Source organism: Mucilaginibacter gossypiicola, assembly GCF_900110105.1.
In the GTDB taxonomy this organism is placed as follows: domain Bacteria; phylum Bacteroidota; class Bacteroidia; order Sphingobacteriales; family Sphingobacteriaceae; genus Mucilaginibacter; species Mucilaginibacter gossypiicola.
The window spans coordinates 167070-182256 of sequence record NZ_FOCL01000006.1; the positions used below are offsets into that span (position 1 = coordinate 167070).

Genomic DNA, 15187 nt, shown 5'->3' on the forward strand with positions numbered 1-15187 from the left:
ATGATGGCAAGGATAGAACAAGATAACGACAGGCTTAACCTTGGTGCCAAGAAGTTTAACATGTGGATTTTTATATTCACTTCGTTTATGCTTTTTGCCGCTTTTACCAGTGGTTTCATCGTTTATTCGGGAGGTAGCGGTCACGGTTTAAACGTGATCATGCCGCAATCGTTTTTGTATAGCACTATTGTTATAGTATTGAGCAGCGGTACGTTGTTTTTGGCGTCGAAGGCCGCTAAGGCGTTGCAGTTTGACAAACAGAAGCTGTATTTGTGGATCACATTGGGTTTAGGACTGGCATTTTTTGCCTTACAAATCTATGCCTGTTATGTATTAACCTTCAAAATGCAGATTTATTTTGTTGATCCTAACGCTTCACGCTCGTTTGTTTACGTTTTTGTTGGCGCGCATTTGGTTCACATTTTCGCCGCCCTTTTATTGCTAATAAATACACTTATAGGTACATACCGTAATATCCCGCAAGTAAAGAACATGTTTAAGATGGAATTAACCTCCATTTTCTGGCATTTTCTCGATATTATATGGATTTATCTGTATGTTTTTTTACTTTTGAATCATAATTAATACACCCATAGATTAGTACAGATGAGTACAACAGTTTCACAAATTGACGAAGTAAAAACTTCGCCCTGGTCGGGAGGAAGATCCCCGTTCAACGTGGAGTACGGAAAAATAATGATGTGGTTTTTCCTCCTTTCGGATGCGTTCACCTTTTCATCATTATTGATAGCTTACGGTTCATTGCGTTTCAGCGCAAGCGTATGGCCAGGTGCCGACAAAGTTTTTCAATCAGTACCCGGATTAGTTGATCATGGCGCACCATTGGTGTTTGTGGGTTTAATGACCTTCATCCTCATTGCAAGTTCTGTTACCATGGTATTGGCTGTTGAGGCTGGTCACCGTAATGCAAAAAAAGAGGTAGTTGGTTGGATGATAGCTACCGTTATAGGTGGTTTCATGTTCCTTGGTTGCCAGGCTTTAGAGTGGGGGCATTTACACCACGAAGGTTTCTGGTGGGGTAGTGTTCCTCCGGCAGAAGAGTTAAAAAAACTATTTACGGGTGGTTCTGAAGCTGTACAGCATATGACTTCGCAGGAGTTTGCTAACCTGTTCTTCACCATCACAGGTTTCCACGGTTTCCACGTATTTACAGGTGTTATTATCAACATCATTATTACAGTTAACGTTTTAATGGGTACATACGAAAAACGTGGCAGCTATTTAATGGTTGAAAAGGTTGGTTTATACTGGCACTTTGTAGACCTTGTTTGGGTATTCGTATTTACATTCTTTTACTTAGTTTAAAAACACTTTACATATGTCAGCAGAATCGCACGAAGTTCACCACGACGGTGAGCACGACACAATGAGCAAAAAGCGTATATGGCAGGTAGCAGGAATATTAACTTTTATCACTTGTATTGAGTTTATTATTGCGCTTGCTATAGTTCCAAATCACCCGGACTTGTTAAAGTATGCTAATCCGGTATATATCGTTTTAACGCTGTTTAAAGCATTTTATATCGTAGCATATTTTATGCACTTGAAATTTGAAAAGATGGGTTTGATCTTATCGTTAGTAATCCCAATCATATTTATTATAGGTTTGATCCTGGTGCTTACAAATGAAAGCCATCACTGGGTTGACTTGCGCCCGGTGTTCTAATGAACAAAGCTTCCATCTTAAAAAAGATTATGATCCTGGTACTCATTTTAGCGGTACCGGGATTTTTATATTATTTACTTACCGCCAAAGGTAAAAACAGGTATAAACCCCTTGCTGTTTTTGGGCCAAAGGTGGTTGCTAAAACCGGCCATAAGTTTCATGGCAAATACATCCCGGATACCATTTACCACACTATTCCGGATTTTAAACTTACCGATCAGGAAGGAAAGCCGGTTACCCTGAACACACTAAAGGGAAAGATTTTTGTAATTAATTTCTTTTACGCTAATTGCCCTACGGTTTGCCAAACCATCAACAAAAACATGAGCTGGCTGGTGGGTACGTATTACAAAAACAAGATGGTTTATTTTTTAACCATCACTGTTGATCCGGAACATGATACCCAGGAAGTATTAAACAAATATCTGCAAACCTTTAAGCCCGAATCAAACCGCTGGCTGATGTGTAGCGGTGATACTTCATCGGTTTACAACTTTGCAAGGAATGGCCTCTATGTAAATGCCGCAAAGGCCGGTAGCGACTTCGTTTACAGCGATGACTTTGTACTGGTTGATCAGGAACACCGGATCCGCGGATATTACAAAGCAGCGGTAACACCAGAGGTAAACCGCCTTAACGATGAGATAAAAGTGTTGATAGCCGAAGAACTTCGTAAAGTTGATAAGGCCCTATATTAATTTGCCATGAGCGATAAATTTATAATCCGCTTTGTTGCGGGTGTTACCATATTTGTAATTGCAGTAGTTGTTCTGTTAAACAGGCACCTGATCCCCGGTCCGGCGGAGGCGCCTGCTTTTACGCCTTATTTGCCAATGCTTAATGCTGTACTTAATGGCACTTGCACCTTATTGCTCCTTTTGTCGTTATATCAAATTAAACAGGGTAACATAACACTGCACAAACGACTTAACATTGTTACTTTTTGTTTGTCGTCTTTATTCCTGGTATCGTATATTCTGTTCCATTACCTGATGCGTAACGAGATCATTTACGGTGACCTTAACGGCGACGGGAAATTGTCAGAAGCAGAAAGGGCTTCGGCAGGGTCTTTACGGACAATATACTTAGCCATTTTGACGCCTCATATTATACTTGCAGCGGCTGTTTTACCGTTAATATTATTGAGCTTTTACCGCGGGCTGCAAATGCAGGTTGAAAAGCATCGTAAGCTGGTACGCTGGGCATTCCCGATCTGGTTATATGTTACAGCGAGTGGAGTGGTGGTTTACTTAATGATCCGCCCGTTTTATCATTTTTAATTTATAATTGGTTAAATTTGTACTTATGAAACAAGGTTTTAAGATTATCCTTTTTGTAATGGCCCTTGGCCTTATGCTGATTGCCCGTGAGCCGGTAAAAGCCCAGTGTGCGCAATGTGCTGCTACAGTTGAAACCAACGCTCAAAGCGGTAGCGCCAAAACAAGGGGATTAAATAATGGTATCCTGTTTTTATTAGGCGCACCTTATTTTGCAGTTGCATTAGGTGGTTACATCTGGTATAAAAAATACCGTCGTAAAGATGTAAAGCTTGAAATGCGTCCCGAAAAACTTAATCTGAATTAATAAACAATTGCGGTTATCAGTGGCCGCTTTTGTAACCTTATAAGATACTTATCGTGTCTCAAACACCAAAGTCATGGGCTATGCTTAAATGTAAATGTCCGCGCTGCAGGCGCGGCGATATGTTTAAGGGTAGCCCTTACAGTTTCTCCAATAAAATAAATCTGAATTGTCCGCATTGTGATCTTTTCTTTGAGATAGAACCAGGTTACTTTTATGCCGCCATGTATGTGAGTTATGCATTAAATGTGGGCGAGGCCCTTGGGATAGCATGGCTTACCTATTTGATTACCCATAACCAGGATTCACCGTGGTTATATCTCGGTACCATAATTTTAGGGTGTTTTTTCCTTGCTCCTGTAAATTTCAGATATTCGCGTGTGTTTTTGTTGTATTGGTTATCACCCAAAATACACTACCAAAGCTATTTAGATACCGATGATATACCAGGAAAGTATTGATTTTTTAAAAGATCTCGCCGAAAATAATAACCGTGAATGGTTTGCTGTAAACAAAGAGCGTTACGATAAGGCCCGCGAAAACGTAATTGATTTTACGGCGAAGGTGCTTGAGGGCGTGCGTAAAATTGAGGCGGGCATGGACGAGAACCTTGATGCCAAAAAATGCGTGATGCGCATTTACCGCGATATCCGTTTCAGTAAAAATAAAGCACCTTATAAAAATAACTTTGGGGTAAGTTTGCCTACTTCGGGTTTAAAAGGCGGCGGTGTTGAATATTACCTGCATATCCAGCCTGGTAATTCATTTATCGGTGGTGGATATTGGATGCCGGAAGCGCCGCATTTGAAGGCTATCCGCCAGGAAATTGATTATAATGCTGCAGACCTGAAAAAGATCATCGATGATAAAGAGTTTGTAAAACTATTTGGCGACTTTAGGAAGCAGGAACAGCTTAAGTCATTGCCAAAAGGTTACGAACCGGATAACGAAAACCTCGACCTGATAAAACTAAAAAGTTTTGTGGGCTGGCATAAACTTACAGATAAAGAATTAACCCAACCCGGATCGGAAAAAACGGTGATAGATATGTGCAGCAGGATCCACCCGCTTAATGTATTTTTGAAGAACGCCCTGGCGTAGTACGATATATAACCCTCAATAAACTATGAAAATTAAATATGCATTTTTAGCCGCTGCTGTATGTTTAACGATGTACTCATGCAAGGTAATGTCTCCAAAAGCATACAAAACCCTTGTAGCAGAGCGAGACTCATTGGCCAATCGTACAACCAACCTTGAAGGAGAGCTTGCGCAGTTGCAATCAGACACAGCACGTTTGCACAGGCAGCTTAATGATCTACGCAAAAACAACAGCGTATTAAACAGTAATCTGGATGCTACATCGTCAAAAGCTAATGAATTAGCTGCTCAAACAACAAGACTGGCTGCCGACTTGAAAAAACGTGAAGCCCGTTTAAAAGAAGTAGAAGACATTTTAAAGAAACGTGATGAAGCTACCAATGCACTGAAAGATAAACTGCAGAAGGCATTATTAGGTTTTCAGCAAAGCGGTTTAACGGTAGATATCAGAAATGGCAAGGTTTATGTTTCATTAGCTGATAAACTATTGTTCCCTTCGGGCAGTATTATTATTGATGAAAGAGGAAAGGCTGCCTTGAAACAGCTTGCTGTGGTGGTTAACAAGGAAGCGGATATCAATATGGCGGTTGAAGGTCATACAGATGATAAGAAGGTGAAGAACCTTGGCCAGATTAAAGATAACTGGGATTTGAGCGTATTGCGCGCTACCTCGGTAACCCGCTACCTGACCGAAACAGAAGGTGTTGACCCGCATAGGCTTACCGCAACAGGAAAGAGCGAGTTTCAGCCAATAGATGCCAGCGGTACTGATGAAGCCCGCGCAAAGAACAGGCGAATAGAGATCGTGCTTACCCCTAAGCTCGACGAGTTATACAACCTGATCACTAAGTAATAAATGAAGGCTCCCGGTAAACCACCGGGAGCTTTTTTGTTTTAGATGTTTTCCTTTCTATTATCGGAGGTTGTTATTCATTGCCGTTGGTTTTAACCAACGGTAACAAAATTGAAAGGTCTTGGCTTTAGCCCAATTAAAACAAGCGGATTTGGGCTGAAGCCCTATCATCGCCATTAATTATTCCGTTGGTTAAAACCAACGGCAATGAATTTTTATTCTATCGGCAAATAATATTAATCCATTTTTAAACAGCTCCGAAAATAAATTTGCAATTATATAAGCACTTATATAAATTGCATCATGAATCTATATCAAAGTTTAGGATACCTGGTTTTGGGCAGTCGCTTGCGGCGGCTGAGTGAAGCTTTTCTGGCCGAAATTAATCGTGCCTATCAAAACGCCGGAATTGATTTTGATGCCAGCTGGTTTCCTGTATTTTATTTGCTGTCGAAAAATGATGCCTTATCTATCAAAGAATTAAGTGAGCAGATAGAAGTATCACATCCAGCTGCCAGTCAACTGATCGCTAACCTCAAAAAGCGGGGGCTTGTAAGCACCGATACCTGTAGTGATGATGGTCGCCGTCAATTAGTTACCCTTACAACCAGCGGGCGCGAATTACTGGCGCAGATTATGCCTGTTTGGGCTGCAATCACTGAAGCCATGACCCAATTGGTTGAAGGCGACGAAACAGCACTTCAATTACTGCCTGCAGTTACTGCGCTTGAAAACACCTTCCGCCAAAGTAAACTGGCCGATAATATTGTTGAAAAACTAAATACCAACTTAAAACCCGCCGGCAATGAGTAATATATTTAATTACGGCACCGATCATCTCACCATAGGTATTTGCCTTGACATAGCATCTGGCAAAACTAAAGGGATCATTAATAAAGAAGCCGCAGACATGATCCAGGCATCATGGCGTGAGGTTGAAAAGATTGTACATAGCCACCACCCGGTTTATGGAATTAATACCGGTTTTGGCCCGCTGTGCGATACCCGGATCTCTGAAGAAGATACCAGTTTACTGCAAAGCAATATCCTTAAAAGTCATAGCGTAGGTGTGGGCAAACCTATTCCGCAGGAGATAGCGAAGCTTATGATGATCACCAAGGTGCATGCTTTAGCGCAAGGCTATTCGGGCATTGCCTTAAAAACGCTTGAACGGATCATCTGGCATATCGACAATGATATTGTCCCGGTTGTACCCGAAAAAGGTTCAGTAGGCGCTTCAGGCGATCTGGCCCCTTTATCACACCTGTTTTTGCCATTGATTGGTTTGGGCGAAGTATTTGAAAATGGGGAGCGGCAACCTGCTTCGAAGTTGTTAAATAAACATGGTTTACAGCCCTTATTGCTTGGCCCGAAAGAAGGCCTTGCATTGATCAATGGTACGCAATTCATTCTTTCATTCGCTATGAAGGCTGTACAAAGGTTGGATGATGCCCTGAACCGTGCAGACCTGATCGGTGCTATGTCATTAGAAGGGCTGATGGGGTCTATCCGTCCCTTTGATGAACGGCTGCACCAGATCCGTCCGTTTAAGGGGACAAGGATGGTAGCTCATCGCTTGTTCACTTTACTTGATGGATCTGAAATTAATTCGTCACACATAAATTGCGATAGGGTACAGGATCCATATTCGTTGCGTTGCATGCCGCAGGTGCATGGAGCATCCCGCAACGCATGGCTGCACTTGAAAGAACTTACCGAAATTGAACTCAATTCTGTTACCGATAACCCGGTTATTTTTAATGCCGATGATACCATCAGCGGGGGGAATTTCCATGGGCAACCACTGGCTTTACCCCTTGATTATGCAACCACAGCTGCGGCCGAAATCGGTAACATTGCCGACAGGCGCTGCTACCTGATGAGTGAAGGTCGCTACGGTTTACCCAAATTGCTCACACATGATGCCGGGCTTAATTCGGGTTTGATGATTCCGCAGTATACCACCGCCGCCCTCGTTACCGAAAATAAAACCTTGTGTTTCCCGGCCAGTGCCGATAGCGTACCAACCTCGCTTGGACAAGAAGACCATGTATCTATGGGCTCCATCAGCGGGCGCAAACTGCACCAGGTGATAGATAATATTGAATATATCCAGGCAATAGAGCTGCTTTACGCAGCCCAGGCCATGGATTTCCGCAGACCGCTAAGATCAACTCCGGTTATTGAAGCTTGCCATGAACTGGTAAGGCAGCATGTTGATTTTATACAGGATGATCGCGTTTTTGCTGTGGATATTAACAGCCTTCACAAATTGATTACAGATGGCTCCCTGCTGCAAACCGCGGGGGAAGCAGCTATTGCTCACCACATAGATTTAAGTCATGACGAGTTCGGAATTTATTAAAACCTACGCTAATCACCCGGTGTACAAAGCACCGCGTGGTATGCAGCTTCATGCCAAAAGTTGGCAAACCGAGGCCCCGCTTCGGATGTTGCTTAACAACCTCGACGGCCAGGTAGCAGAGAATCCTGATGAGTTAGTGGTTTACGGAGGTATCGGTCAGGCTGCACGTAACCCGGAGGCGCTTCGTAAAATTATTGAGTTGCTGTTGGAACTTGATGAATATCATTCGTTGCTAATCCAGTCGGGCAAGCCGGTTGGGATCATCCGCAGTCATCCTGAGGCACCGAGGGTTTTGATAGCCAACAGTAACCTCGTGCCTGCATGGGCTAACTGGGAGCATTTTAATGAGTTGCGCGAAAAAGGACTGATGATGTACGGGCAGATGACGGCTGGCAGCTGGATCTATATTGGTACGCAGGGTATTTTGCAGGGCACATATGAAACTTTTGTAGAATGCGGCAATCAGCATTTTAATGGCGATTTGGCAGGCAAACTCATTGTAAGCGCCGGCTTAGGCGGTATGGGTGGTGCTCAGCCATTGGCGGCGACTATGGCTGGCGCTGTATTTTTAGGTGCCGATGTGGATGCATCCCGGATTCAAAAACGGGTTGACACGAAATACATCGACCGGATGACGGATTCGTACGATGAAGCCATCAGATGGATCAAAGAAGCCATCGCCAAAAAAGAAACGCTTTCGGTAGGTTTGGTAAGCGATGCAGGCGACCTGCTCGAAAAGCTGTTGAAGGATAATATCATCCCTGATATGCTTACCGATCAAACTTCGGCGCATGATCCCTTGAATGGTTATATCCCTAATGATCTGTCATTAAATGAGGCTGCCACTTTAAGGAAAGAGGATGCGGTAGAGTATAAACGGCGTTCGTTGAAAAGTATGGCGAGGCATGTAGGCTTAATGCTGGAACTGCAAAGCAAAGGAGCTATTACTTTTGACTATGGTAACAACCTTCGTGAGTTTGCCAGGCAAGGCGGCGAGGCCGATGCTTTTAATTTCCCGGGTTTTACGCCGGCTTATATCCGTCCGCTGTTTTGTGAAGGCAAAGGGCCGTTCAGATGGGTAGCCTTGTCGGGTGACCCGGAAGATATTTATACTACTGATCAGGCGCTGATAGAGGCTTTCCCGGAAAATAAACCGTTAATCACCTGGCTTAAAAAAGCAAGGGAGAAAATTGCATTCCAGGGATTACCTGCCCGCATTTGCTGGTTGGGCATGGGCGAACGTGAAAAGGCCGGGCTGATATTTAATGAACTGGTAGCCTCGGGCAAGGTAAAAGGCCCCATAGTGATCGGTCGTGACCATTTAGACTGCGGCTCGGTAGCATCGCCCAACCGCGAAACAGAGGCTATGCTTGATGGCTCCGACGCAGTATCCGACTGGCCGCTGCTTAACCTGATGGCAAATGCATCAGGCGGCGCAACCTGGATCTCGTTCCACCATGGCGGCGGAGTAGGTATGGGTTACTCCCAGCACGCCGGAATGGTAGTACTGGCCGACGGCAGCCAACGCGCAGCTACCTGTTTAAAAAGGGTACTGTATAATGACCCGGCCATGGGTATCTTTAGACATACTGATGCGGGATACGATAAGGCTGCCGAATGGGCGGATAAGTTTGGGTTGAAGGTTTGGTAAAGTATAAAATATAAAACTGTAATTGCGAGTTTTAGAATCTGCCGGGTTCTGAAGGTGAAATGACGTCTGCCTACCGTCATGCCGAATTTATTTCGGCACCCCATAGGACAGGTGGCCGCTTTGCTCAGCATGGCCGCTTAGCGAGTGAGGTGCTGAAACAAGTTCAGCATGACCTCGATTTTATTATGCGGGTTAGCCCCGTACAGTTTGGGATTGCTTCGTACCTCGCATTGACGGTTTAAGATAGAACGATGAAAAAACTAATAGGTCCGTTTACACAAATACTACCTTTAACGGGTTTGCCCCTTAAAGGCGCCCTGAAGGATGAGCAATTGAACATCATTGACAATGGCGGCGCACTGGTTGAAGACGGCCTCATATTAACGGTTGATGATTTTGAAAAGCTTCGCAAAAACTATCCATCGGCACAAGTAGAGGAAATTACCGGAGATCATGTATTGCTGCCTGGGTTTGTAGATTGCCATACGCATATCTGTTTTGCCGGAAGCAGGGCTAAAGATTATGCCATGCGTAATGCAGGGAAAAGCTACCTGGAGATTGCTGCGTCCGGCGGCGGCATCTGGGATTCGGTTGCGCAAACCCGCGCAGCCACTGAAACGGAATTAAGCAATTTGCTGACGAAACGGATAGCCCGTCATTTAGCAGAAGGGGTAACCACTATCGAAGTTAAAAGCGGTTACGGTTTATCTGTAACAGAGGAGTTAAAACAGCTTAAGGCTATTCGGCAGGCGGCTGATAAAACGCATGCGCATATTATCCCTACCTGCCTTGCCGCGCATATCAAACCCAAGGATTTTGATGGTGCCGAAAGTGAGTATCTGAAATATCTGGTAAATGATCTGTTACCGAAAATAAAACAAGAAGGTTTGGCGAGCCGGGTTGACATTTTTATTGAGCAAAGCGCATTTAATACCAGCGATGCCCTGTTTTACTTAAGCAAAGCCAGGCAAATGGGTTTTGAAGCTACCGTTCATGCCGACCAGTTTACTACCGGCGGCACCGAGGTTGCAGTTAAGGCGAGGGCAGCTTCGGCCGATCACCTGGAGGCCAGCGGCGATTATGAGATAAAATTATTGGCCAATTCAGATACTGTTGCTGTAACTTTACCCGGCGCTTCGCTGGGTTTGGGAATGGGCTATGCCCCTGCCCGAAAGTTGCTTGATGCCGGAGCTTGCCTCGCCATAGCCAGCGACTGGAACCCCGGCTCGGCCCCGATGGGCGATCTGCTGATGCAGGCTTCAGTAATGGCTGCCTCCGAAAAACTAAGCGCAGCCGAGGTTTTTGCAGGCTTAACCTTTAGAGCATCACAAGCGTTAAAACTAAACGACCGCGGCATCTTAATCAAGGGAAAGCTTGCCGATATGCAGGCTTACCCGTGTAACGATTATCGTGAGATATTATATCAGCAAGGAAAACTAAAACCAGTCCGGGTTTGGACGTCTGAAAATAACGATTAAGCATGTTTTATGATTTGCTTAGCTACCAATGAACCATTGAACTAATGAACCAATGACCAAATTAATAGAATGCGTACCCAATTTTAGCGAAGGTGTAAACCTCGATATCATTAAACAGATAACAGATGCAGTTGAGTCTGTTGAGGGAGTAAGATTACTTAATGTTGATCCGGGAAAGGCCACTAACCGAACTGTAGTGACCTTCGTAGGCGAACCGGAGAAAGTGATTGAAGCTGCTTATCGTGCCATAAAAAGAGCAGGCGAGCTGATTGATATGAGCAGGCAAAAAGGCGAACATCCAAGGATGGGCGCTACAGATGTTTGTCCGCTGATACCGATCAGTAATATCACCATGGAGGAAACCGCAGAATATGCAGCCCGACTTGCCAAACGTGTAGGAGAGGAATTGCAGATCCCGGTTTATTTGTACGAGGCGGCACAACCCAATAAAAGCCGGAGCAACCTATCGGTAATCCGTGCTGGTGAATACGAAGGTTTCTTTAAAAAGATCAAGCAACCGGAATGGGCACCCGATTTCGGTCCGGCAGAGAATGATGTTAAGCGCGGGGCTACTGTAATTGGGGCAAGAGATTTTCTGGTAGCTTATAACGTTAACCTGAATACTACATCCGTTCGCAGGGCAAATTCTATTGCTTTTGATGTGCGTGAGGCTGGTCGCACCCTTCGCGAGGGCGATCCGATCAATGGTAAAATTGTATATGACGACCAAGGAAAAGCCAAAACCATTCCCGGTTCATTAAGGGCGGTAAAAGCCATTGGCTGGTTTATTGAGGAATATGGCGTTGCACAGATCTCGATGAATTTGACCAATATCAACGTTACCCCGGTTCACAAGGCATTTGATGAAGTGTGTGATAAAGCTGCTGCACGCGGCATCAGGGTTACAGGAAGTGAGCTGGTTGGACTGATCCCATTAAAAGCGATGCTTGATGCAGGCAGGTATTTTTTGGAAAAACAGCAACGCTCGGTAGGTGTAAGCGAAAGGGAGCTGATCAGGATTGCCATTAAATCGATGGGGTTGGATGAGCTTTCGCCATTTAAACCGGAAGAACGGATCATTGAATATTTACTGAAAGATAAAGCCGACAGCAAACTCATCAGCATGAGCCTTACCGATCTGGCTGATGAAACTGCCAGCGAAAGCCCGGCACCGGGCGGAGGTTCGATATCAGCGGCTGTTGGCGCATTAGGTGCGTCGCTGGCTACTATGGTGGCTAACCTGAGTTCGCACAAAAAAGGATGGGACAGCCGCTGGCAGGAATTTAGCGACTGGGCACAAAAAGGACAGCAATTTAAAAATGAACTGCTGGCATTGGTTGACCAGGATACCACAGCCTTTAACCGGATCATGGAAGCTTTCTCGTTGCCAAAATCAAACGATGAGGAAAAGGCTGCCCGAGATAAAGCTATACAGGATGCTACCCGCTATGCTATTGAAATTCCTTTTAAAGTAATGGAGGCCGCTTTGGATAGCATGGAGGTAATTAAAGCAATGACGCTAACCGGTAACCCCAATTCTATAAGTGATGCCGGTGTGGCCGCCCTTTGTGCCCGTACCGCGGTATTAGGTGCGTTCATGAATGTAAAGATCAACGCTTCGGGCTATAAGGATAAAGATTATGTGATCGATATCATTTACCGCGGTAATGAAATTGAACGGAAAGCCATTGCGCTTGAGGCGGAGATCATTGAGTTGGTGAATGCAAAAATAGGGTTAGGGTAGCCGAGGTTCTTTTCAAAACGTCATTGCGAGGAACGAAGCAATCGCGAACTATACAGGGCGAACCTGCAAATCGTGTTGGGGTAGCCGAAGCTCTTTCTAAAAACGTCATTGCGAGGAACGAAGCAATCGCGAACTATGCAGGGCGGACCTGCTAATTGGGGATTGCTTCGTTCCTCGCAATGACGGTAAGTTTAAGATTTGGAATTATCTCACACCAAATACTCAAACAAAGTTTGGTCTTTATTCAATTCAATAACATTGAAACGGTGGGCATGCATACGCTGTAACAGCGCAGGATAGTCTTCGGCATTTTTCAGTTCGATGCCTACCAGCGCCGGACCGTTTTCCTTCTCGTTCTTTTTGATGAATTCGAAACGGGTAATATCATCACCAGGGCCTAATACACTATTCACAAACAGTTTCAAAGCACCCGGACGCTGCGGGAAACGAACAATGAAGTAATGTTTCAGGCCTTCATACAGCAGTGACTTTTCTTTGATCTCCTGCATCCGGGCAATATCATTATTGCCGCCGCTGATGATACAAACCACCTTTTTACCTTTGATCTGCTCTTTGCAGGCGTCAAGTGCTGCTACTGACAACGCGCCTGCAGGTTCAACTACAATGGCATCCTCGTTGTAAAGTTTCAGTATGGTGGTACAGATTTTACCTTCAGGTACCAGTAGCATATCATTCAGGATCTCTTTACAGATATCATAAGTTAATGCTCCAACACGCTTAACGGCAGCACCGTCAACAAAGCGGTCTATTTCATCTAATGTAATGGGCTTACCATGGTTTATAGCGCCCAGCATTGATGGGGCACCTTCAGGCTCAACGCCTATCAGATGGATATTTGGGACATTGTTTTTAAGATAAGTACCTGTTCCCGACGCAAAGCCGCCACCACCGATGGGCATAATCGCGACTTCAACATCTGGCAGGTCCTGCAGTATCTCAACACCTACGGTTCCCTGGCCTTCAATAACGCGGTAGTCATCAAAAGGAGGGATGAAAGTCATCTTGTTTTTTTCGGTGTAAATGAGCGCTTCGGCCAGGCAATCATCAAAAGTATCGCCTGTAAGCACAATCTCTATATTACCGTTACCAAACATGGCGGTTTGTTTAACCTTTTGTTTGGGGGTAATTTCGGGCATAAAAATTACGCCTTTAATATTCTTTTTATTGCACGAAAAGGCTACGCCCTGAGCATGGTTACCCGCACTGGCGCAAACAACGCCGCGGCTCAATTCATCGTCATTTAACTGACTGATCATGTTGTATGCGCCGCGCAACTTATAGGAGCGAACAACCTGCAGGTCTTCGCGTTTTAAATAAACATCACACTCGTATTTTGCCGAAAGACCGGCGTTATATTGCAGCGGGGTACGTTTCACAACGTCCTTTATCCGCTGGTATGCCGCTTCAAAATCAAGCAGGCTTTTTGTATCAGTTTCCATTGTTAGTTTTTTACCAGTCGGTGCGCCATAAGGCTTTGCAAGTCCTGGTCATTTATGTCAAGCTTGCTATCGGCAAGCGTTAAAAAGTTATTGTAAACAAAAGCAAGTTCTTCCTTATCCAGCGTATATCCTAAACGCTCCAGATGGAATTTCAGAGCATGCCTGCCGCTGCGCGCGGTTAGCACTATTGTGGCGCTCGGAAAGCCTACATCTTCAGGGCGAATTATCTCGTAATTTTCGCGCATTTTCAGGAAGCCATCCTGGTGAATACCTGAGCTGTGGGCAAAGGCATTTGCACCTACAATAGCTTTGTTAGGCTGTACCGGCATCCGCATTTGCGTACGGATCATCTGGCTCAATTCATAGAACCGTTTAGAGTCGATATTGGTATGCAAGCCCAAAGTATGGTGCGTTTTCAGGATCATCACCACTTCTTCGATAGAAGTGTTACCTGCACGCTCGCCGATACCATTGATGGTACCTTCAATTTGGCGGGCACCGTTTTGTAAGCCGGCAATTGAGTTGGCAGTAGCCAAACCAAGATCATTATGGCAATGTACCGAAATGATAGCTTTATCAATATTTTTAACGTTTTCTTTCAAAAACTTGATCTTAGCACCGTATTGGTCTGGTAAGCAATAACCGTTAGTATCCGGAATGTTCACCACAGTTGCGCCGGCGGCAATAACAGCTTCAACCATCTGCGCCAGGTAAACCACATCGGCACGGCCTGCATCTTCGGCGTAAAACTCGATATCCTCAACCGATTTTTTTGCGTATTTAACGGCTTCAACAGCGCGCTCTAAAATTTCTTCGCGGGTGCTGTTGAATTTATGCTTGATGTGCATATCAGATGAACCAATGCCCGTATGGATGCGCGGACGTTTGGCATATTGCAGAGATGCTACAGCAGCATCAATATCACCTTTGTTGGCACGGGTAAGCGCACAAACAGTAGGCTCTTTAACTGCTTTTGAAATTTCAACAACGCTTTGGAAATCGCCCGGACTTGAAACCGGGAAACCTGCTTCAATAATATCCACGCCCAGTAGTTCCAGTTCCTTAGCTATCTCAATCTTTTCGGGGGTTGTTAACTGGCAACCCGGTACCTGCTCGCCATCGCGGAGCGTGGTATCAAAAACATAAACGCGGTTGGGATCGTGTAACATATCTTTTTATTTTGATTTGAGATGTTAGATATGAGATTTGAGGCTCTTATCCATCCATCTATATTGTTATTTTTTAATTCTTTACGTTTTTAAAAGCG

The 15187-nt window shown here is 44.7% G+C and carries 16 protein-coding genes; 14 read left to right on the forward strand and 2 right to left on the reverse strand.

What is annotated here, in order from left to right; translation table 11 throughout:
* The 14 genes from BMX50_RS20750 to ftcD all read left to right on the forward strand — a co-directional run bounded on the left by BMX50_RS20750 (position 1) and on the right by ftcD (position 12460).
* Positions 1–585, forward strand: a complete 585-nt coding sequence (locus BMX50_RS20750) for a cytochrome c oxidase subunit 3 (RefSeq protein WP_317040897.1) — start codon at positions 1–3, stop codon at positions 583–585.
* A 21-nt stretch (positions 586–606) separates the two neighbouring features.
* Positions 607–1326 carry a cytochrome c oxidase subunit 3 gene (locus BMX50_RS20755; RefSeq protein WP_091213049.1) on the forward strand — a complete coding sequence of 240 codons (720 nt, stop codon included), beginning with the start codon at positions 607–609 and terminating at the stop codon, positions 1324–1326.
* Between the two features lie 13 nt (positions 1327–1339).
* A complete protein-coding gene (locus BMX50_RS20760) occupies positions 1340–1687 on the forward strand; it encodes a cytochrome C oxidase subunit IV family protein (RefSeq protein WP_091213053.1) in 348 nt (115 codons plus the stop codon).
* A 29-nt stretch (positions 1688–1716) separates the two neighbouring features.
* The gene (locus tag BMX50_RS20765; RefSeq protein ID WP_244281063.1) at positions 1717–2385 is read left to right on the forward strand and encodes an SCO family protein; all 669 of its coding nucleotides are present in this window, start codon (positions 1717–1719) and stop codon (positions 2383–2385) included.
* Between the two features lie 6 nt (positions 2386–2391).
* Entirely contained in the window at positions 2392–2967 is a 576-nt protein-coding gene (locus tag BMX50_RS20770) for a DUF420 domain-containing protein (protein ID WP_091213064.1), read from the forward strand.
* A gap of 25 nt (positions 2968–2992) precedes the next feature.
* Positions 2993–3271 carry a hypothetical protein gene (locus BMX50_RS20775; RefSeq protein WP_091213067.1) on the forward strand — a complete coding sequence of 93 codons (279 nt, stop codon included), beginning with the start codon at positions 2993–2995 and terminating at the stop codon, positions 3269–3271.
* Positions 3272–3324: 53 nt separating this feature from the next.
* Complete coding sequence (locus BMX50_RS20780) at positions 3325–3729, forward strand: DUF983 domain-containing protein (RefSeq protein ID WP_208864758.1); 405 nt, start codon at positions 3325–3327, stop codon at positions 3727–3729.
* A complete protein-coding gene (locus tag BMX50_RS20785; RefSeq protein WP_091213070.1) occupies positions 3707–4369 on the forward strand; it encodes a DUF2461 domain-containing protein in 663 nt (220 codons plus the stop codon). The genes BMX50_RS20780 and BMX50_RS20785 overlap by 23 nt, the downstream gene beginning before the upstream one ends.
* Positions 4370–4394: 25 nt before the next feature.
* Positions 4395–5222, forward strand: coding sequence for an OmpA family protein (locus BMX50_RS20790; protein ID WP_244281064.1), 828 nt, complete (start codon positions 4395–4397; stop codon positions 5220–5222).
* A 303-nt stretch (positions 5223–5525) separates the two neighbouring features.
* Positions 5526–6035 (forward strand): MarR family winged helix-turn-helix transcriptional regulator, encoded by a 510-nt coding sequence (locus tag BMX50_RS20795; RefSeq protein WP_091213073.1) that lies wholly within the window; start codon positions 5526–5528, stop codon positions 6033–6035.
* Positions 6028–7587 carry a histidine ammonia-lyase gene (hutH, locus tag BMX50_RS20800; protein WP_091213077.1) on the forward strand — a complete coding sequence of 520 codons (1560 nt, stop codon included), beginning with the start codon at positions 6028–6030 and terminating at the stop codon, positions 7585–7587. Before BMX50_RS20795 ends, hutH begins: the two co-directional genes overlap by 8 nt.
* Positions 7565–9238 (forward strand): urocanate hydratase, encoded by a 1674-nt coding sequence (gene hutU / locus BMX50_RS20805; RefSeq protein WP_091213082.1) that lies wholly within the window; start codon positions 7565–7567, stop codon positions 9236–9238. Before hutH ends, hutU begins: the two co-directional genes overlap by 23 nt.
* A gap of 251 nt (positions 9239–9489) precedes the next feature.
* A complete protein-coding gene (hutI, locus tag BMX50_RS20815) occupies positions 9490–10716 on the forward strand; it encodes an imidazolonepropionase (protein ID WP_091213089.1) in 1227 nt (408 codons plus the stop codon).
* 52 nt (positions 10717–10768) lie between these two features.
* Complete coding sequence (gene ftcD / locus BMX50_RS20820; RefSeq protein ID WP_091213093.1) at positions 10769–12460, forward strand: glutamate formimidoyltransferase; 1692 nt, start codon at positions 10769–10771, stop codon at positions 12458–12460.
* A 209-nt stretch (positions 12461–12669) separates the two neighbouring features.
* Here the strand turns inward: ftcD and ilvA are convergent, their stop codons facing one another.
* Positions 12670–13920: a threonine ammonia-lyase IlvA gene (gene ilvA, locus BMX50_RS20825; protein WP_091213096.1), complete on the reverse strand. Its 1251-nt coding sequence runs from the start codon at positions 13918–13920 to the stop codon at positions 12670–12672.
* A 2-nt stretch (positions 13921–13922) separates the two neighbouring features.
* Positions 13923–15089, reverse strand: coding sequence for a 2-isopropylmalate synthase (locus BMX50_RS20830; RefSeq protein ID WP_091213099.1), 1167 nt, complete (start codon positions 15087–15089; stop codon positions 13923–13925).
* Positions 15090–15187: the final 98 nt, after the last annotated feature.